At 67.2% G+C, this 20066-nt stretch carries 14 protein-coding genes and 1 pseudogene; 5 read left to right on the top strand and 10 right to left on the bottom strand.

The genetic code is table 11. The features are described from left to right. Positions 1–151 precede the first annotated feature (151 nt). Positions 152–1036: a phenylalanine 4-monooxygenase gene (gene phhA, locus OVA11_RS11300; protein ID WP_268067476.1), complete on the top strand. Its 885-nt coding sequence runs from the start codon at positions 152–154 to the stop codon at positions 1034–1036. On the opposite strand, the gene OVA11_RS11295 is transcribed toward phhA, so the two are convergent. Next, entirely contained in the window at positions 991–2211 is a 1221-nt protein-coding gene (locus OVA11_RS11295; RefSeq protein WP_268067475.1) for an acyltransferase family protein, read from the bottom strand. The two genes, phhA and OVA11_RS11295, sit on opposite strands and share 46 nt — an antisense overlap. Between OVA11_RS11295 and OVA11_RS11290 the strand changes: the two genes are divergently transcribed. Then, a complete protein-coding gene (locus tag OVA11_RS11290; protein ID WP_268067473.1) occupies positions 2210–3148 on the top strand; it encodes a LytTR family DNA-binding domain-containing protein in 939 nt (312 codons plus the stop codon). The two genes, OVA11_RS11295 and OVA11_RS11290, sit on opposite strands and share 2 nt — an antisense overlap. Here the strand turns inward: OVA11_RS11290 and OVA11_RS11285 are convergent. From OVA11_RS11285 to OVA11_RS11255, 7 genes and pseudogenes are all read right to left on the bottom strand, one after another. Beyond that, positions 3145–3651 (bottom strand): GNAT family N-acetyltransferase, encoded by a 507-nt coding sequence (locus OVA11_RS11285; protein WP_268067472.1) that lies wholly within the window; start codon positions 3649–3651, stop codon positions 3145–3147. The two genes, OVA11_RS11290 and OVA11_RS11285, sit on opposite strands and share 4 nt — an antisense overlap. After that, a complete protein-coding gene (astB, locus tag OVA11_RS11280) occupies positions 3648–4988 on the bottom strand; it encodes an N-succinylarginine dihydrolase (RefSeq protein ID WP_268067471.1) in 1341 nt (446 codons plus the stop codon). Before astB ends, OVA11_RS11285 begins: the two co-directional genes overlap by 4 nt. Continuing rightward, complete coding sequence (gene astD / locus OVA11_RS11275) at positions 4985–6442, bottom strand: succinylglutamate-semialdehyde dehydrogenase (RefSeq protein WP_268067469.1); 1458 nt, start codon at positions 6440–6442, stop codon at positions 4985–4987. The genes astB and astD overlap by 4 nt, the downstream gene beginning before the upstream one ends. Next, positions 6439–7443: an arginine N-succinyltransferase gene (locus OVA11_RS11270; protein ID WP_268067468.1), complete on the bottom strand. Its 1005-nt coding sequence runs from the start codon at positions 7441–7443 to the stop codon at positions 6439–6441. The genes astD and OVA11_RS11270 overlap by 4 nt, the downstream gene beginning before the upstream one ends. Continuing rightward, entirely contained in the window at positions 7444–8688 is a 1245-nt protein-coding gene (locus tag OVA11_RS11265) for a hydrolase (protein ID WP_268067467.1), read from the bottom strand. 101 nt (positions 8689–8789) lie between these two features. Continuing rightward, positions 8790–12958: pseudogene (locus OVA11_RS11260) on the bottom strand (translocation/assembly module TamB domain-containing protein). Between the two features lie 23 nt (positions 12959–12981). Beyond that, positions 12982–14766: an autotransporter assembly complex protein TamA gene (locus OVA11_RS11255; protein WP_268067466.1), complete on the bottom strand. Its 1785-nt coding sequence runs from the start codon at positions 14764–14766 to the stop codon at positions 12982–12984. Positions 14767–15019: 253 nt separating this feature from the next. Here OVA11_RS11255 and OVA11_RS11250 point away from each other — a divergent pair, with 253 nt between their 5' ends. The 3 genes from OVA11_RS11250 to OVA11_RS11240 are packed head-to-tail and all read left to right on the top strand — an operon-like array spanning position 15020 to position 18473. Then, a complete protein-coding gene (locus OVA11_RS11250) occupies positions 15020–16540 on the top strand; it encodes a circularly permuted type 2 ATP-grasp protein (RefSeq protein WP_268067465.1) in 1521 nt (506 codons plus the stop codon). Beyond that, entirely contained in the window at positions 16537–17484 is a 948-nt protein-coding gene (locus tag OVA11_RS11245; protein WP_268067464.1) for an alpha-E domain-containing protein, read from the top strand. The genes OVA11_RS11250 and OVA11_RS11245 overlap by 4 nt, the downstream gene beginning before the upstream one ends. A gap of 11 nt (positions 17485–17495) precedes the next feature. Then, positions 17496–18473 carry a transglutaminase family protein gene (locus OVA11_RS11240; RefSeq protein ID WP_268067463.1) on the top strand — a complete coding sequence of 326 codons (978 nt, stop codon included), beginning with the start codon at positions 17496–17498 and terminating at the stop codon, positions 18471–18473. Between the two features lie 97 nt (positions 18474–18570). Here OVA11_RS11240 and OVA11_RS11235 read toward each other — a convergent pair whose 3' ends face one another. Both OVA11_RS11235 and OVA11_RS11230 read right to left on the bottom strand, forming a co-directional pair. Continuing rightward, positions 18571–18927 (bottom strand): PilZ domain-containing protein, encoded by a 357-nt coding sequence (locus tag OVA11_RS11235; protein WP_268067462.1) that lies wholly within the window; start codon positions 18925–18927, stop codon positions 18571–18573. A gap of 104 nt (positions 18928–19031) precedes the next feature. Next, on the bottom strand, positions 19032–20051 hold the full coding sequence (locus OVA11_RS11230) for a sulfate/molybdate ABC transporter ATP-binding protein (protein ID WP_268067461.1): 1020 nt from the start codon (positions 20049–20051) through the stop codon (positions 19032–19034). Positions 20052–20066 lie beyond the last annotated feature (15 nt).

Genomic DNA, 20066 nt, shown 5'->3' with positions numbered 1-20066 from the left:
AGCGCTGTCGGGGCCTCGACGGGCCCGCCGCAGCCCGGCTCGGCATCGCGTTGCAGGCTTTTCGCGTTAGGAACAACGTTTCTCCGCCGACTTGCGCTTTTGCAGCAAAATCCGAACAGCAATTGCCAAATCCGGGGCGTAGCGTCGGCCTATGAGCGGAGATGGCCTGAGCAACGGACCGCCCCCCGGCGCGCGTCCCGACTGGACGATCGATCAGGGCTGGGAAACCTACACCCAGGCCGAGCATGACGTCTGGATCACCCTGTACGAACGGCAGACCGACATGCTGCACGGCCGTGCGTGCGATGAGTTCCTGCGGGGACTGGACGCGCTGGACCTGCACCGCTCGGGCATTCCGGACTTCGCCCGCATCAACGAGGAGCTGAAGCGCCTGACTGGGTGGACGGTGGTGGCCGTGCCGGGCCTGGTGCCCGACGACGTCTTCTTCGATCACCTCGCCAATCGACGCTTTCCCGCCGGCCAGTTCATCCGCAAGCCGCATGAGCTGGACTACCTGCAGGAACCCGACATCTTCCACGATGTATTCGGCCATGTACCGATGCTGACCGACCCGGTCTTCGCAGACTATATGCAAGCTTATGGCGAAGGCGGCCGCCGCGCCCTGGGCCTGGGTCGCCTGGCCAATCTCGCACGGCTCTACTGGTACACGGTGGAGTTCGGCCTCATGAACACCCCCTCAGGCCTTCGGATCTATGGCGCGGGCATCGTGTCTTCGCGCACCGAGTCGATCTTCGGCCTCGATGACCCCTCCCCCAACCGGATCGGTTTCGACCTGGAGCGGGTGATGCGTACGCTCTATCGGATCGACGACTTCCAGCAGGTCTATTTCGTGATCGACTCGATCCAGACCCTGCAAGAGGTGACCCTTCGCGACTTCGGCGCGATCTACGAGCGGCTGGCCAGCGCCACCGATATCGGCGTCGCCGAGATCGTTCCCGGCGACGCCGTGCTGACGCGCGGCACCCAGGCCTACGCCACGGCCGGCGGTCGGTTGGCCGGCGCCGCGGCGGGCTGACCCTTCAGTCCGAATAAGGCCCTGACGCCCGGGATGCGCCGGACGATCTCGTAGGTCGCAAAGCACCCGGCGAAGGTCGCCGCCACCAGGATCGCGCCCTCCAGGGCTTGGGGCAGGCCCAGCTTGGCGAGGTTGTGCGCCATCACGACGATCAGGGTCTGGTGCACGATGTAGAACGGGAAGACGCCCAGCGTCAGATAACGCAGCACGGGCCCGCCCTTGTCCGACAGATGCTTGGCCCCAAAGCCCAGGATCGCGACGATGGCGCACCACTGGTCGGTCGAATAGACGCATCGCATGACGATCCGCAGCGCCTCCGGCGGATTGGCGTCATCGGCGCGGTAGATCCAGGCGTAGCTCGCCCAGCCGGCCCAACAGACGAAGGCGAGCGCCAGCGCGGTCCACCGAACCTTAATCAGCCTCGCCTTCAGCACCTCGGACTTGGCCAGCCCAAAGCCGAGCAGGAACGCTGCGAAGGAGACGGCGTGATTGTACCAGTCCTCGATCAGGTCGTGCGTGATCTCGAAGCGCGGCAGAAGGAAGATCCGCGTCACAGCCAGGAAGACGACGGGCCAAATCAGCAGTCCCGCGCCCTTGAGCATGCGCTCCAGGCCGCCCTGCAGCCGGTCGCCCAGCTTGGGCAGGACCAGCAGCATCAGGGCCAAGACTAGAGAATAGACCAGCAGGTAGGCGACGAACCACATGTGGTTCCAGGTCGGGGTGATCAGGCACTCTCCCTGATCGCACCAGTTGCCTGATGCGGTCGCGTATTTCCGCCAGAACACGCCATAGCTGTCGACCGCGACCGGCCCGCCGGGGTTAGCGGCGACGTGCTCGACGATCTCGTAGTAGCTTTGCGGCGGCACGATCACGAACATCGCGAACAGCAGCGGCGGAAGCAGCCGTGCGATCCGCGACGTCGTCAGCCGCCCGACTGTGCTCCTGTCAGCCATGAAGCGTGTCGCCGCGCCCGAGACCAGGAACAGCAGGGTGAGGCGCCAAGGGTTGGTCAGTTGCATGAGCGGCTCGAGGGCCTCGACCGGATGCGGCGTCTTCACGTGCCAGTCCCACGGCACATAGAACATTCCGGTGTGGTAGAGGATCAGCAGGAAGAACGCGCCGACCCGAATCCAATCGAGGTCATGGCGCCGGTCGAGGCTTGTCACACTGGTCATGGGGGCGTCCGACTTGAGAAGCGATGCCAAGGACCTGCCGCGCGTCCCCGCTTCAGGCCAAGCCCAAGGGGATCAGCGGATAGTGGCCGGGACGTCCGGCATGGGTATGGGGACCAACGGCGCCTTCTTCGGGATCACCGGCGAGGAGCGTCAGTGGTTGCTGCGCGCCTGGCTCCTGGGCGTGTGCCTGATCGGCTGCATCTGCATCGTCAACATCCTGACGATCCACCATGACTCGCCGGACCTTGGTCCTATCCGCCCCATCATCTGGGAAGTCAGCAGCGCGCTGATCACCACGGTGATCTTCACCATACCGGCGGCGATGGCGTTCTGGACCAGCCGCTCGCGCCCCCGTTGGTGGATCGCCGCGCCCGCGCACCTCGCAGCGCTTGTCGCCTACTCAGCGCTCCACGTCGCGGGGTTCCTGGTCCTTCGCGAATGGGCGCACGCCGCCTTTCTGAACGAGGCCTACAACTACGGTCCGCTTTCGACCGAGTTTCCCTATGAGTTCCGCAAGGATTTCCTGGCCTATCTGATCGCCTCGGGAATTTTCTGGCTGGCGCTGCAACGCGGCGGCCAGGCGCCCGACGCTATGGGACCAGCGCGCCCTGCGACCTTCGACATTCAGGACGGCGCGCGGCTGACCCGCGTTGCGGTGGACAAGATCATCGCCGTCCGCTCGGCGGGCAACTACGTCGAGTTCATCCTCGCCGACGAGCGACGCCCGTTGATGCGATCTTCGTTGACGGCGATGCAGGACGCGCTCGCGCCCCAGGGCTTTGTCCGCACGCACAGGTCCTGGCTCGTGAACAGAGCGTTGGTCACAGGGCTGAGGCCCGAAGGCTCGGGCGACTACACGATCGAGCTCGGCGCACTGGAAGCGCCCTTGTCGCGGCGCTTCCCCGAGGCCTTGGCGGCGCTGCGCGATCCCGCCTAACCGACCGGACGAAGCAATAGGCCCATCAGGATGTCGTCCTCGAAGCGGCCATCGGGCAACCGACCGCGCGCGACCTGGCGCCCCTCATGGCGAAAGCCCAGCCGCTCGTAGAGGCGAACCGCGCCGGGATTGCCCGCGCCGGCCGCCAGCTCGATCCGCACGATCTCCGGCTCCGCCGACCGCGCCCAGTTGATCAGCGCCTCGAACAGCTTCGAGCCGACGCCGCGTCCCTGATGGTCAGGATGGACCGCCACGGTGAGACCGCCGAGCACATGGGCGAACAACGCAATCGTCTCGCGCTTGGCATGGATCTCGCCGCAGACGGTTCCGTCCGCGTCGACCGCGACAAGACAGATGTCAGCGGCGATCGCGGCCTCGGCAAAGGCCGTCGTCACCTCCTCAGGCGTGCGGGCCAAGGCGCCGGGCGTCACAGCTGCGGAGCGATGCACAGCAACGATCGCGTCGCGATCGGCGACTCTGGCGCGACGAACCGTGATGCTCATGCCGTTCTCTGGAAGGGGTAGAAGTCATCGCCCAATCCCAGAATCCGGGTCAGCTCGTCAAGCGCCTCGCGGCTCTCGGTCAAGAGCCTCGGATCGGCCAGATCCGCCGGCGACAGGCGGTCGCGATACCGACGAGTGATCCAGTCGGCCAGGGTCTCCTGAAGGTCGGCTGTGAACCGTTGGGCTGGGTTTGTCGTCGCCAGCTCAGCCTGCGTCAGCACGACGCGAAGGCGCAGGCAGGCGGGCCCGCCGCCATTGCGCATGCTCTGGCGGACGTCGACGTACTCGACCCGGCCGATGGGGCCGTTCGAGGTCGCGAGGCTCTCGGCCACGGCGTAGGCGCGCGGGTTGTCCCGCGTCTCGACGGGCGCCAGCAACACCAGCCGGTCCTCGCCGGGCACGACCAGCAGCTGCGAATTGAACAGATAGCTGGCCACCAGATCAGCCATCGGCAGGTCAGCCTCCGTCACTCCGACGAAGGCCGGCTCGAACAGGCCGCTCGCCGCCGCCCGGACCTCGCGCTCCATCGTGGCGCGGTCCTCGAAGGCTCGTTCGTGGAAGAACAGACACTCACGCGTCCCAACGCAGACGACGTCATTGTGGAAGGCCCCGCCCTCGATCGCCGTCTTGCCCTGCTGCGGAAACACCGCGCGCGCCGCACCGTGGCGACGTTGGATCGCCTCGAACGCTTCCTTGGTCTGGCGGGCGGGGAACCGGCCGTCCCAGTGGCTCCAGGCCTCACGTCCCCAGACGAACAGGTTCACCCCCGGCGCGCCATGCTCGGCGCAGAGACGCACATGGTTGGCCGCGCCCTCGTCGGCGAAATGCGGCTGGGCGGGCAAGGGATCGTGGACGGCGAACCGGGTCTCGTCGGCGAACAGCCGTCGAAGCGACCGCGCCGTCTGACGGCCCTCCAGGCTGCGATGCAGGTTGGTCACGAGGTTGGCGGGCGTGAAATGTACGCGACCATCGGCGGCGTCGGCGCTGGGCGTGACCGTCGCGGCGTTCGCGGCCCACATCGGTGAGGCTGAACAGGCGGCGGCGGCCAAGGCCGGCGCATCGCGCCAAGCCGACGTCAGAACGTTCTCATCCGGGCCGGAAAAACCCAGCTGCCTCAAGAGGCTTATGGCTGGTCTCTCGTGCGGCGGCAGTACGAACTGGGGCAGCCCCAGATCGGCCAGCCGGCGCATCTTGGCGAGCCCTTCCAGCGCCGCGCCGCGTGGATTGGACACCTCGCCGGCGCTGCGCGTGCTGGCTAGGTTGCCGGGCGAGAGACCGACATACGAGTGGGTCGGCCCCACAAGGCCGTCACAGTTGGCTTCAAAGGCTAAGGTCATGCCTTCAGGCCTTTGATATCCTTGAAGGTGTCGGCCACTTCCGAAGCCTCGAAACTAGCGACAGGATAGGCGCAGTAGTCGGCCGCGTAATAGGCGCTGGGCCGATGGTTGCCCGAAGCGCCCAGACCGCCGAACGGCATCGAGCCGGCCGCCCCGGTGGTCGGCCGGTTCCAGTTGACCACGCCGGCGCGAATTTTATTGAGGAACTTGTCCCAGAGCATTGAATCATTGGAGATAAGCCCGGCCGAAAGGCCATAGCGCGTGGCGTTCGCGGCCGTCATCGCCTCGTCGAAACTGGCGACCCGGCGAACTTGCAGCAGTGGCGCGAACAGCTCCTCGTCGGGCGTCTCAACGCCCGTCACGTCGATCATGCCCGGTTTCAGGAACGCCTCACCCAGCCCCGCCACGCCATCAAGGGGCAGGATCGTATCGCCGCTTGTCGCCGCGGCGACATCCCGCGCGGCGCGGGCGGCGCGAGCCGAGATCAGCGGGCCCATGAACGGCTCGCTGGGGCTGTTCCAGGCGCCGATCGTCAGGCGCTCGACCAGAGCCGCCGTCGCCTCAATCACCGCCTTGCCCGAGGCGTCATCCGGCACGATCAGCCGACGCGCGCACGAGCACCGCTGGCCGGTGGTGATGAAGGCCGACTGCACGACCAGAGCCGCCACAGCCTCTGGCGCATCGTCGGCGTTCCAGACCACCAGCGGGTTGTTGCCGCCCAGTTCCAAGGCCAGGATCACGTCCGGGCGATCGGCGAAGTAGCGACGGAAATAGGTCCCAGCCGCCGCCGAGCCCGTGAACAACAGGCCGTCGATCTCCTGGGCGATCAGCGCCTGTCCGGTCTCGCGCCCGCCCTGGACGAGATTGACCACGCCGGCCGGCACGCCGGCGGCCTCGAGGGCCTCGACCATCAGCTGGCCCGCCAGCGGCGTCTCTTCCGACGGCTTGAACACCACCGTATCGCCGGCCAACAGCGCCGGGACGATGTGGCCGTTGGGCAGGTGTCCCGGGAAGTTGAACGGTCCTAGCACGGCCATGACGCCATGCGCGCGATGGCGCAGGACGGCGCGTCCGAACGGCATGGCGTTCTCGGTGACACCGGTGCGCTCGTCATAGGCCCGGATCGACAGATCGACCTTGCCCGCCATCGAGGCGAGCTCAGCCCTGGTCTCCCAGAGGGCCTTACCGGTCTCGCGGCTCAGGGCCTCAGCGTAGGGCGCAGCGCGCTCGACCAGGATGTCCTTGTAGCGCCGCAGGATCGCGATCCGCTCCTCACGCGGGCGGTCGGCCCAGGCCGGAAACGCCTTGCGTGCTGCAGCGACCGCTTCGGCGACGTCGGCCTCGCTGGCGGTCGCCCCGCTCCAGACCGCCTCGCCCGTGGCCGGGTCGACAGACACCAGACCCGCGCCATGGCCCGCAAGCCATTTGCCGTCGATGAACAGTCCGCCGCTCATGCTTTCACCCGCACAACTTCGCCTTCGCAGACACCCAAGGCCTCCATCGCATCCCGACCGAGAATGGCCGCGTCACCATCGATCAACACCGGCGCCCGCACCGCGCGGAACCGCGCCACTTCGCTTGTGGAGATCAGAACCTCTTCGCCGTAGGCGTCTTCGCCCGGCTTGACCCGCAGTCGACGAGCATCGCGCACCGTGCGGATATCGTCGCGCGGACAGGCCACGGTCGGGCCGGCGTCGAACAGATCGACAAGGCCCTGATAGCGGAAGCCCTCGCGCTCCAGCATCGCCCGCGCGGCCTCACCGTCGCGGTGGACACGGCCGATCACATCGCGGGCCTCTTCGGGCAGAAGCTCGGTGTAGATCGGGTGACGGGGCGCCAGGTCGAGAATGAACTGCCCATCGGTCGAGGCGCTCATCAGGTCGGCCTGGTCGAACTCCAGCCGGAAGAACTTGCTGGCCACGTGCTCCCAGAACGGGCAACCACCGTCCTCGTTGAACCAGCCCCGCAGCTCGGCCAGCACCATCTCGGCGAAGCGCTGCGGCTCGATACCGATCAGCATGTAGCGCGATTGCGCCAGCAGCCGCCCGGCTCCGCCCTTGCGCTTCTCGGGGCGCAGGAACAGCGAGCCGACTTCGGACCAACCCGCGCACTCGTTCACCAGCACCAGCGCCTTGTGGTCGAAGCGCATTTCCAGGGTCGGCGATGACTGAGCCAGGGTCACGACCCGGAAGGAGAAGAACGGGCGCTTGAGGCCCACACCCGCCTTGACGCCCGCGACGCCCTCGACCGTGCCGGTTTCCAGATCCTCCAGCATCAGGGTGTACCAGGCCTCGGGCGGCGCAACGCCCGCCTGGAAGCTGGCTTCAGACAGGGCGAGGCGCGAGCGCAGCGTGGGTTCGTCTTCGGGAAGACTGGTGAAGCCGCGCCCGGACAGAACGGCCAGCTCCATCAGGGCCTCAAAATCGGCGGAACCGGCGGGACGGACGACTAGCATTCACGCATTCTCCATGGCCGCGCGGATCGCTCTGGCGTCGATCTCCCCGCTGGCCAGCTTCATCAGGATGCTTGCCGAGAGCTGAGCGCGCTCGACGAAGCTTTCGGGCCACGCATGCTCGGCCTCGCTATGGATCTCGCCGCCACGCACGCCCAGCGTATCGACATTGGGAAGCCCGGAGGCGAACAGGTTGTTGCCTTCGCAGACCCCCCCCGACGGCTTCCAGGTGATGTCCTGGCCCAGCAGCGCTCCGACAGCCTTCACCGCGCCGAACAGCTGCTGCTGCGCGGCGTTGAAGGGCTTGGCGCCGCGCGTGATCAGGCCGTGCAGGTGGGCGTGGAGGTCGGGGTCGACCTCGCTCACAATCCGCGCGACCTCGGCCTCGAACCATGCGGCGGCAGAGGCCTCCGGAAACCGAACGTTGAAACGGACGACGGCGACGTCGGGAACCATGTTCAGCGGCGCGCCGCCATCGATCCGCGCGACATTCACCGTAAGACTGTCGCGCAAACCATTCAAAGCATGGAGTTTCTCGGCGATACGCGCCGCGCCGACGATCGCGTTTCTTCCCGCCGCGAAATCGCGTCCGGCATGGGCCGCGCGCCCGTGGACGACGATGTGGAAATTGCCCGACCCCTTGCGCGCGGCCGCCAGGGCGCCGTCCGCCAGCGCGGGTTCATAGGTCAGACCGACATGTCCCTGACGCGCGAACTCAGACAGGATCGGACCTGATGCGATTGAGCCGATCTCCTCGTCCGGCGACAGCAGGACCCGGTAGCCGACATTGCCGGCCTGCGGATGCGTCTCGAACGCCGCCAGAGCCGCCAGCATCACCGAGATGCCGCCCTTCATGTCGGCGATGCCCGGACCGTGCAGCGCGCCATCCGAGCGAGTGCGCACGGCCTGGAACGGGCTATTCTCGGGATAGACGGTGTCGTAGTGACCCGTGAGGATCACCTGAACGGGCGCATCCGGCCGGACAATCACCGCGACCGACGGCGGATGCGGGAACGCGACCTCCCTGCCATTGGCGTCGATCTCGCGCGATGGGGTCAGCGGAATCTCGAGCGGCGCGGCCGGCAGGCTGGCGACGGCGTCCAGCAGAATCTGCCTCTGGCGCTCTAGCCCCTCAAGGTTTCGACTTCCCGAGTTTATGGCGCACCAATCGACCGCCCGGTCGACGATCCGGCCACCATCCTGCGCGATCCGATCCAGAACGCCGCGATCTTCTGACGTGAGATGCATGAAAGGCCGTTCCTCCCTCAGTCAAGATAACCAAGGGCCGCGGGCAAATCGTGCTCACCTCAAGCGAGGTAACCGGGGACCCACGCAACAGCCTTGCTTGCTTAATAGTCCTTTCGCCAGCGAACGGAAAGCTTTGCGTCGTTCTGACCGCCGATGCGGGACACCAGCGACAGAGTCCGACGAATCCGCCACTCGACCTGCGCAGCAGGACCTTCACGGCCGCCGCCGATGATTTCAACATAGACATCGTCGGTGACGTACTTGCCGCCGGCGACCGTCATGCCGGTCGCGCCCTCAGCAAAGGCCAGACGATCCAGGCGAGCGAAGCTGCGAAGGTTGCCGATAACGTCAAAGCCGCCACCGCCCGCCAGCGCCGCCAACGCCGAGGCCAGTTGCGCCGCCTCGATCGGCGACAACTGTGCGGCCGACGCGCCGAACAGCACCTGGCTGAGCACTTCGTCGCTGGGCAGTTCCGGCTTGGACGTCAGGGTGATCTCCGGCTTGGCCGCCGTCCCCAGGATACGAACGACCGCCGTCAGCGCCGTGTCCTCACGGGTCGCCGATAGATCGAGCCGCACCTGGTCGAGCTGGGTCGAGAGATAGACCACACCGTCGTCGTCGAACTCGAACCGTTTGCCAGCGAAGTCGTACTCGCCGCGCACCATCCGCGCGACGCCGCTCAGTTGCGGAGCCAGCGAGGTGCCCCCGACGTGAGCGTCCAGCGAAAGCTCGACGTCCAGACCCCGACCCCGCACGAAGATGCGTCGCGGCGCCTTGAGGTCGAGATCGAGGATCATGCCGCCCGTTGTCGGACGCCGCTGCAGGCCCTGATCCAGATCGACGGGACGATTGCGTTCGACCACATCCATCGCCACCACGCCGGCAGGCGTCTTGGTCTGCGCCGAAACGTCGGCGCGATCGAGGGTCACCGCGCCGGTCAGCTTGATCTTGCCGTCGGCCGAGCGATTGACGCTGGCCTGACCGGTCGCCACCGCCGAGGCCAGATCGTTGTCGATCAGCCGGAAGCTCTTCATGTCGAGCTTGAAATTGCCCTCGCCGCCCCGCGACAGGCTGATCCGCCCCGCGCCCGAGATCGAACCGCCCTGCCCGTCCTCACCGATGGCCTGGCTGACATCGATGGCGTTGTCGGCCAGCGCCGACCGCAGCGTCACATTGCGCAATCTCAGGCCCGACTGACCATCGTCGAAGCCGCCGCCGTCAAGCGTGGCTTGGCCGATCAGGCGCGGATCCGCCAGCGTGCCACCAAGGCTGGCCTGCAGGTTGATGCGTCCCGACAGAGAGCGCTCGGGCCCCAGCAACAAGTCCCACAGCGGCTTGATCTCGCCTTGTGCGGAGAAGCGTCCCTGGACGCCGCGACGCCTGTTCACCGCCAGACGAAGCGGCATGGCTGACGCCTCGACCGGAAGCACCAGATTGGCCTCGGCCTTCAGACCCTGGCGGTTGTCGCCGTCGGCGATGATCGTCAGTTGGCTATCGCTCAGCGTGCCCTCGATCTTGGCGTCCAGCGATTGCTCGATCTTGGCGCCGCGCTCGCGCGCATGGGACAGCCGCATCGCGAAGTCGCCCGTGAGCACATCGCCCTGGCCCTGCAGGTTGAAGGCGCCGTCGATGTCCCCATCGAGGTCAGGGTCGAAGGCGGTGAGGGTCACGCCGGCCAACTCGGCCTTCAGCATCGCGGTCGCGCCGCCCAGATCGGCGTCAATGTCGGCTCGCCCCTTGTCGACGGCCAATCGCAGGCGCGCTTGCGTGGGCCCGTCGCCAAACCGGATCCGCGCGGCGTCGCGCGTCTTGAGCTCTGTCCGACCAACGCGTCCCGACGCATTCAGCGTCAGGTCATAGATCTTTCCCGTCTGCGCCAGGTCACCCGCGCCGCTGAGCCGCCAAAGCCCGCCGGGCGCCTCGCCGCGCGCGTCGATCGAGAGCGGCAGGCGCGAGAGCGGCCCGTCCGCCTTGATCCGTGCGGACCGCACCTTCCATGAGCCGGTGGCGACGCCTTCGGCGATCAGATCCAGCGTGGCGCTCGGCGCGCCGCCCCCGGTGCGTCGACCAGGCGCGCCGATCCCTTGACCGTTCCCTGCGGCAGGAACGCGCCTGGACCCACAGCGACCTGGAGGTCCGCCGTCGCCGGCGCCCCGTCGCGTAATGAGACCGCCCCCTGCGCCTTGGCGCCGCCGGCGTCGACATCGACATCGGTCAGCTCGATCCCGCCCGGCGAGAACCGGAACGACGCGCGCCCACGGGCCGGCCCGTGCTGGCTATCGGCCTGCAACGCAGCCGCGCCATCCGTCCCGTTGGGGCCGCGCGCGAAGGTCAGCGTCAATCGCGCCTTGGACAGCGGCAACCGGGGCAGCTCGATCGTGTCGAATGCGGCCTGGAGATCCGCTCGCGGCGCAGAGAGGGTTCCACCGACCCGTCCATCGCCGGCCGCCTGGCCCGCGACCTCGACCGGGCCGGCACGGAACGGACCGGTCGCGGTCCAATCCACTCCGAAATCCAGCGCCAAGCCTTGTCCAAGCTTGCCAGACGTCTTCAGCGCCGCGTTGGCGCCGTCCAGCCTGGCCTCGTCGACCGTCAGCACGCCGGCGTTCCAGTTCGCCTTACCGGCCAGGCGCGGCGCCAGGCCCAGAAGTCGATCCACCTCGGCGTAACCCGTGCCGAAATTGGCGGCTCTTCCATCGACGGTGAAGCTCCACGGCCTGCCCGCGAAGCTGGAAGCCGACCATTTGGCGCTCACAGCGCCCTTGGCGCCCTGACGCACCGGCGCCAGGCTGGCGACCTTCATCTCCCCATCGAACGACAGGCCCCCGAGCAGCCCCCGGCCGCCTTTCCCGGTCACGATCAGGTTCGGCGCCTCGATCCGCGCGGCCGTGATCAGGAACCGGCCGCCCTTTACCCGTCCGCCTTCGAAGGTCGCCTTCGGGCTGGAGCCCAGAACCGCCAACAGGCCGGTCCCGCCGCCGCCCGCTGTCGTCGCCGCGCCCTCGATCGCGAGATCGCCCTTGGACCAACTGACCTTCGCCGGCCCCGTGGCCCGCTTGAGCCGATAGCCGAGCAGTTCCAGATCGCTGACATCCGTGCGCCCTTCGACGACGAAACCGCCATCGATCAGCCGGAAAGCGCCCTGCACCTCGCCGCGGCCCATCTTCGGGATCGTCACGATCCGGCTCAGAGCGCCGACCTGCGCGGTGAAGGCGATGCCGTCCGCGCCGGTGCGCCGCTTGCCCAGGTCCGCCAGCCCCTGGCCACGCAGAACCAGATTCTCGGAATTCAGGCTGATCTTCAGCGCCGACAGACCATCGGCGGTGGCCTTGCGCCCCTCGATGGCGAAGTCCGCGCCGGGACCGAACATGCGGGCCAGGCGCTGGGTCAATCTGGAGGCTTCGAGGTCGATACGGCCGCGCGCCGAGCCGCCCTGTTCGGTCCAGGCGCCGCGCGCCTCGAGCGGGATTTCACGTCCCGAGCGCGCAAACACATCGAACGCCGCGCGGCTGGTGGTGCCCTCCGCCTTGGCCTTCAGATCGAAGGTCCTGTCGGCGGGAAGTCCGAGCGCGCCCGCGATGGCGCCGCCGTTCGCCTCCGTCGCGTCGGCGACAAGGCGAAGCGATTTCGACCGCCCAAGATCAAAATCGACATCCAGATGGTCGCCGATATGGAGCCGCGACGCCACGGCGATCCGCCCCTTCTGCCCCCCGCGCCGCGCCATTTCGTAGGCGCCGTCGACGTCGAAGTCGCCCTCGGCGCCGCTGAAGGCGGGGCGCGTCAGAAGACGAAACTTGAAGGCGTCCAGGTCCACCGAAACAGGCGCGGCGCCAGACTTGCCCTTCGGCCCCATGGTCGGCCGACGAAGGACGGTGACATAGCGTGCGGTGATCTGCTCGGCATGAAAGCGTCGGCCGAACAGCGCGGTCGCGCGCCAGGCGACGCGCAGGTCGCGAGCCTCGAGCCAGATCCCCTTCTCGTCAGAGATCGTCAGGCGACGAACGCCAAAGTCTTGCCAGATGTCACCGGACAGCCCTTCAATGTGCAGCTTGCCAATCCGGCCAAGCTTCAGCCCCGAAGCGCGCGCTTCCAGGAACATGCGGCCTTGCGGCGTGATGGGCGCCAGCCGCACCCCCCCCGCGATGACCAGCAAAAGCGCGGCCAGAAAACCAACCACGACCAGCGCGACGCCGCCCCAGCCGATCTTCCGGACGACCTTCCCCGCCGTTTCGCCCGCCGCCTCGGCGGCTTGCGAGACCGTATCGGTCAGATCAGGCTTGTCGTGGTCGCGACTCAAAAGCTTTGCCCGATGCTGAGATAGATCTGGAACTTCGGGTCGCCCTTGCGCCGTCCCAGCGGCGCGGCGATGTCGGCCCGGATCGGTCCAAAGCCTAGATCGTAACGGACGCCAAGGCCGGCGCCAGCGCGGAAGTCCTCGCGCTGGGGGGGTTCATGGGTCCCGATGGCGCCCGCATCGACGAAGGCGACGCCGCTCCAGCGATCGGTGATCTTCTGGCGCACCTCAAACGAGGTCTCGACCAGCGAAATCCCTCCTTGCGGCGTGTTGTCCGACAAGCGGGGGCCGATCGCCTGATAGGCGTAGCCTCGCACCGAGCCGCCGCCGCCGGAGAAGAAGCGTCGGGACGCCGGAACATCGAGAAGCCCGGCGCCCAAGATCGCGCCCAGCTTGACGCGCGCCGCCAGCACAGTGCTGTCCTGCTTGCCAAACGGCAGATAGGCCGAGCCTTGGCCAGCCAGCTTCAAGTACGGGACCGAGGTGTCGCCGGCCACATAGGTCGGTTCGGCGCGGGTCTCCAAGCGCCAGCCTCGTTTGGGATCGAGGATATCGTCCGAGAAATCCCAGGCATAGGCGGCCAGACCCGCCAGGGTCGCGAGATTCAGCTTACGCCCGGCGATCAAACCGTTGCGATTGACCTGCTCTTTGGTCTGCGAGAGGTCGAATGAGACCCCGAGGGTGCGATACGCTGTCGTTTGGCGTCGGCGGGTCAGATCGACGCCGACCGTGGCCCCGGTTTCGTTGTAGGCGTCGGTGTCGTTGCGGAAGACCGAGCTGTTCAGCTTCAAGGTCTGCTGTGGTCGCCGCCAGTGCGGCAATGAGATTTCTGCGCCAAGCCGTTGTTCCAGCTTGGCGAACCGCAGCGCATATGTCGTCGTGTCGGCGCGCTTCTGGCGGTTATAGCGGATCCAGCGCGCATCGACGCCGGCGCCTTCGCTGGTCGAATAGCCCGCGCCAAGTTCGATCGTGCGCGCCCGCCTGTCGGACAGGGTGACGACCACCGGCCGATAGCCCTCGGCCGAAGCCCTGTCGGTCCCCGCGAGCGAAACCGAGATCGAGTCATAGACGGCGGTGTCGCGCAGCCGGCGCTCCAGCTCGGCGACATCTTCTGGATCATAGACGTCACCGGCCACCCAGGGCGCGAGACGGCCGACCCATTCGGGATTGGTGCGCCCCTTGGTGACGACGTCGACGCCGTTCAGACGCACCAGCTCGCCCGCCATGATCCTGAAGGTCGGCCGAACCGTGCGATCAGCATGGTCGACCACAACTTCGCGCGGCTCGGCCGCGACGTCGGCGTAGCCGAGCTTGGCCACCTGGGCGACGATCCTGCCCTCGGCGCCGACCACGTCGGCGGCGCGCCCAGGCTCGCCTTCGGTCAGCCGCATCGCCGCAGCGGCGCGCTGACGAACGCCCTCATCCGGCGGCGAACCCGACCAGTCGATGTGGGGATCGGCCAGCAGGAAGGCCGGTCCCGGCGTGATCTTCACAATGGCGCGCGGCGGATCGCCTTCGGTCACATCAGGCTCGACGGTGTAGGCGTAGTACCCTTCCGCGCGCAGAACGGCGATCGCATCCTCACCGGCCTGACGGGCCCGACGGCGGGCCTCGGAGCGGCTGCGCGGCGGCTGTTTGGAATCGGACAGGGCGCGCTGGATGGCGTCGCGAAGGGCTCGGTCCTCGACACCCTGGATCTGGGCCATCGGCTCGTCGGCCCATGCGGCCGAGGCCGAGAGCCAGGTCACCGCCGCCAAAGCCAGGGAAGTCCGCCCAAGCACCAAATCACGTTCCCCGCGCGAAGCGCCCCCGCCCCTGCTGTAGTCGCGGGCTGGGCTCGTGTCACGTTCGGAATGGCGACCGCCTCCGTCACGAGCGCTTCTCAAAGCAGCCGAATGGCGCCCAAATGATAGGCAGTCGTGCGCAATCGCTTAGCGGATGTCGAATCCGGGAAGCGGGACCGCGTGGAGGCCCTAGAGTTCGGGACGGCGCATGCCTCCGGGGCGCGCCCAAGATCGAAGACAAGCGGATAGAAGCGTGGCGGCGAAGACCCAGACCCTAGCGGACACCCCGACCCTGCCGATGACGGAGGCGGCCTACCTGCCGGGCGTCGCCTACGACGAGATGTTCACACCCGAGGGCGACGTTCGCCAGCACTACGATCCGCTGCACGGCCGGATGTCGACGCTGGGCGCCGAGGAACTGGCTGCTCGGCAAAGGACGCTCGAGCGCTCTTTCTTGCTCCAGGGGATCACCTTCACGGTCTACGGCGCCGAGAACACCACCGAACGGATCATTCCCACCGACCTGTTTCCCCGGATCATCCCGGCGTCGGAATGGGCGCGGATCGAAGCTGGCCTGACCCAGAGACTGCGGGCGCTGAACCTCTTTCTGGCCGATATCTACGGCGATCAGCAGATCCTGATGGATGGCGTGGTTCCGCGAGAGCTCGTGCTGGGCGCGCCCTCCTATCGCCGCGAAATGCAGCACCTCTATGTGCCGCACAAGGCCTACGCCAATGTCTGCGGCAGCGACCTGATCCGCTGCCAGGACGGCCAGTTCGCCGTGCTGGAGGATAACCTCCGCGTCCCGTCCGGCGTGTCGTACATGCTGGCCAATCGCGATGCGGCCAAGCGCACCTTCCCCGGCACCTATCGCGCGGCGGGCGTCCGTCCGGTCGAGCGCTATCCCGACCTGCTGCTCTCGACCCTGAAGAGCATGGCCGCCGACTGGCGCGCCGATCCCCAGGTCGTGGTGCTGACGCCGGGCGTCTACAACAGCGCCTACTACGAGCACGCCTATCTCGCGCGACTGATGGGCGTGCCCCTCGTCGAGGGACGCGACCTCGTGGTGCACGAGAACATGGTCTACATGCGCACCACCACCGGCCTGCGGCGCATCGACGTGATCTACCGCCGGGTGGACGATGACTTCATCGACCCGCTCACCTTCCGGCGCGACAGCTCGCTGGGCGCGGCGGGTCTGTTCAACGCCTATCGCGCCGGCAATGTGGTGATCTGCAACGCGCCCGGCACCGGCGTGGCCGACGACAAGGCGGTCTATGCCTACGTTCCCGACATCATCCGCTACTATCTGGGCGAGGACGCGATCCTGCCCAACATCGAGACCTATCTCTGCCGGGAGCCGCGTCAGCTCAGCCACGTGCTGGCCAATCTCGACAAGCTGGTGGTCAAGGCTGTCGGCGCTTCGGGCGGCTACGGCATGCTGGTCGGGCCGCACGCCAGCCAGAAGGAGCGCGACGATTTCGCCCTGGCGATCAAGGCTGATCCCGAAAACTACATCGCCCAGCCGACCATCCAGCTCTCGACCGCGCCGTGCCTGGTGGATGGCCGCATCGAGCCGCGCCACGTCGACCTGCGTCCCTTCATCCTGTCGGGCGAGAAGACCATCGTCACCCCCGGCGCGTTGACCCGTGTCGCGCTCAAGCGCGGCTCGCTCGTGGTCAATTCCAGCCAGGGCGGCGGCTCCAAGGACACCTGGGTGCTCGCCGATGACGCGCCCTCCAACGGAAACGGTCACGGGAGCGCCCGCCCATGATGCTCGCCCGTGTCGCCGACAGCCTCTATTGGCTGGGCCGCTATATCGAACGGGCCGAGCACCTCTCGCGCCTGTCCTCGGTGATGCTGAACGCCACGCTCGACCAGACCGACGCCGGCGCCCAGGCCGTATGGATCGCCTTGGCCGCCGTCGGCGAGCCTTGCGACGGCGCCGGCGTGGGGTCGTTCGAGGCCGCCCACGCGCTGGTTCTGGATCGCAGCGACCCCAACTCCGTCGTGTCCTCGCTGGCGCGCGCGCGCGAGAACGCCCGTCAGGTCCGCGATCAGATCACGACCGAGACCTGGGAACGCCTGAACCTGCTGTATCTCAAGGTCACCGACCCGAACGCGACCAAGGATTTCGCCGCCGGATCGGACATCTTCCTGCATGACGTGATCGCCGACCTGCACCTGTTCAAGGGCGCGGCCGACACCACTATGAGCCATGGCGAAAGCTGGCGGTTCATGATGCTGGGCATCTATATGGAACGCGCCCAGCTGGTCTCGCGCCTGCTGGAAGTCTGTTTCGCGGAGTCGCCCACCCACGGCCGCCTCGGCGACCACGTGGCCCTGGTCAGCGTGCTGCGCATGGCCTGCGCGCTGGAACCCTATCTTCGCGTCTACACCGCCGAGATCGAGCCGCGCCACATCCTGGAGTTCCTGGTCTTCGACGAGGACTTCCCGCGGTCGATCCGGTTCGCGACGGCGCAGATCGAACAGCATCTCAGCGCCATGGCCCGCAGCGTCTCGGCCAACGAGCGCGCGGGCCCAGAGCGCCTAGCCGGCCGCCTGAAGGCGCGACTGCAGTTTGCCGATGTCGACGAATTGGAAGCCGTCGGCGCGGGCCCCCTGCTGACCACCGTCGTCAACGAATGCGCCAGAATCCACGAAGCCATCTACGAGACCTTCGTGGCCTACCCTCTTGAAACGCGTCTGCCCGCTTAGGATCCAGGACCGTGCTGCTCGAAATCCGACACGTCACCCAGTACCACTATGAGCGTCCCGTCCGCGAAAGCCTGATGGAGCTGTGGATGCAGCCCCAGAAGACCGCCCGGCAACGCCTGGTCAGCTTCGAGCTGGACCTTAACCCTGCGGCGCAGGTGTTCTCGTACGCCGACAGCTTCGGCAACGCGGTCTATCATTTCGACGTGCCGCAACCGCACGACAACCTGACGATCATCGCGCGCTCGGCGGTCGAGACCGAGTCGCCCGGCGAGCGTCCCGACCAGCTCGACATGGGCGAGTGGGATCGTCTGCGCAGCGAATTCGTTCGGGGCGAATGCTTCGACTTCCTGCGGCCCCACGGGTTCGTCAGGACGACTGAAGCCCTGCAGACCTTCATCAACGAACACGACCTTGACGCCCTCAAGCGCCGGGATCCGCTGAGCGCCGTCCGGACCCTGTCGGAAACGATCTACAGCGCCTTTGAGTACCAGCCCGGCGTCACCGACGCCGACAGCCCGATCGACCTGACGCTCAGCGCCGGACGCGGGGTCTGCCAGGACTTCGCGCACATCATGCTGGCCGTCTGCCGCGGCTGGGGCGTTCCGGCCCGGTATGTCTCCGGCTACCTGTTCACCGACCGTGACGCGGGCGATCGCTCCGACCCTGACGCGACCCACGCCTGGGTCGAGGTGTTCCTGCCCAGCCTGCGCTGGGTCGGCTTTGATCCCACCAACAACATGATGGCGGGCGAACGCCATGTCGCCGTCGCCGTGGGTCGAGACTATGCGGACGTCACGCCCTCGCGCGGGGTCTACAAGGGCGACGCGGAAAGCCAGTTGGCCGTCGGCGTATCGGTGCGCCGCGCCCGCGCCGCGCTGGCCGAACCGGAATTCCTGAGAATGGCCCGCCCCAGCTTTGCGGGCGGTCGTCGCCGTCACGACACGGCGCTCCGCGAAGAGCTGCATCAACAACAGCAACAACAGCAGTAGCCGCCTCCGGAGTCCTGGCGGATCCAGCCAGCTTAATCAGATCAACAAAAAGACGTTGATTCAGCAGTTTAGAGCGTCATTCTGATCGAAAGACGCTCTAGGCGTCGTCTTCGGCCGGCAGAGTGGCGAGAAACCGACGCGCGATCTCAAGCGCTCCGGCGGCGCCGCCGGCGCGAGGGCCGATCCGTTGGGTGGCGGTGAACTGGACCCCGACCTCGGTCCCGGAGCGCCAGACGACGTTGGCGAGATGAACACGCCGACCGCCGGCGTCCACGAACACGAAGGTGTCCGGCGGTGAAGCGATGCCCGCGATGGAAATCCGCCCGCCCTTCTCGGCGACATCCAGCAGAGAAGCCTTCCACGACCGCGGGTCGTCTACGATGTAGATTTTCCGCGCCGCCGGCATCCGGGGATGCGCGCGCCGCTCAGCGCCCGAGGTCTCGACCATGACCATCCGCTTCTCAAACCCCGCCGAGTCATTCTCGGAAATAGCGTAACCTTCTCGGGGCTTCCCGCGAACGTTGCGCCAGACATTGGGTCCACTTAGCGGAATTATGCTTAAGTCGCGTAAACGTGAGCCTTGCGCGCGACGATCTTCACGGCGCCGGTGAAACGGTCGGCGTCAGCGCGGGAAGCGCTGATCTCGAGCCGCCGGCCATCCGAAGTCAACGCGGTCACGGCGGTCAGGGCGCCCTGGACCTGCGCGCGTTCGATCAGAACCTCGAAGCCAGCTTCGTCCAGCGCGAAGTCATGGGGCCGGACATAGGCCGTCGCAGCACCGTCCTTCAAGGCGGAGGCCGGCACGGTCAGGGCGCCCGCGTTGAAGCGCCCACCGCTGACTTGACCGTCAAACCGGTTCGCCTCGCCGACAAAGCCGCAGACGAAGGCGGTTTCGGGCGCGTCATGAACCTGATCGGGCGTGCCGATCTGCTCGATGCGGCCATTGTTCAGGATGGCGACGCGATCAGCCAGTTCCAGCGCCTCTTCCTGGTCGTGCGTCACGAAGATGGTGGTGACCCCGGTGGCGTCATGAACGCGGCGAAGCTCACGGCGAAGCGACTTGCGCACCGTGGCGTCCAGAGCGCCAAACGGTTCGTCCAGGAGCAGCACGCTCGGCTGCACCGCCAGGGCGCGCGACAGAGCCACACGCTGGCGCTGTCCACCCGACAACTGCGACGGGTACCGACCGCCCAGCCCTTCGAGTTCGACCAGCTTCAAAAGCTCCTCGACCCGGCGGGCGATCTCGGCCTTCGACGGCTTGTCCTTGCCCTTCCGCACGTCGAGGCCGAACGCGATGTTCTTGGCCACGGTCATGTGCTTGAACAGCGCATACTGCTGGAAGACGAAACCCACCCGGCGCGCCGCAGCCGAGGCGTAGGTCACATCCTGCCCATCGAACAGCACCTGCCCCGCGTCAGGAAACTCCAGGCCGGCGATGGTGCGCAACAGCGTCGTCTTCCCCGACCCCGAAGGGCCAAGAAGGGCCAGGAGCTCGCCGTCGGCGATCTCCAGATCGACCTTGTTCAAGGCCGGATAGCGCCCGAACTGCTTTTCGACGGAGCGGATGGCAATGGTCATGGGTTCCGTAGTCCG

Source organism: Caulobacter sp. SL161, from assembly GCF_026672375.1.
Taxonomy (GTDB): domain Bacteria; phylum Pseudomonadota; class Alphaproteobacteria; order Caulobacterales; family Caulobacteraceae; genus Caulobacter.
The sequence above is the reverse complement of the archived record's forward strand: the minus strand, read 5'-3'. Positions and strand labels throughout refer to the sequence as shown.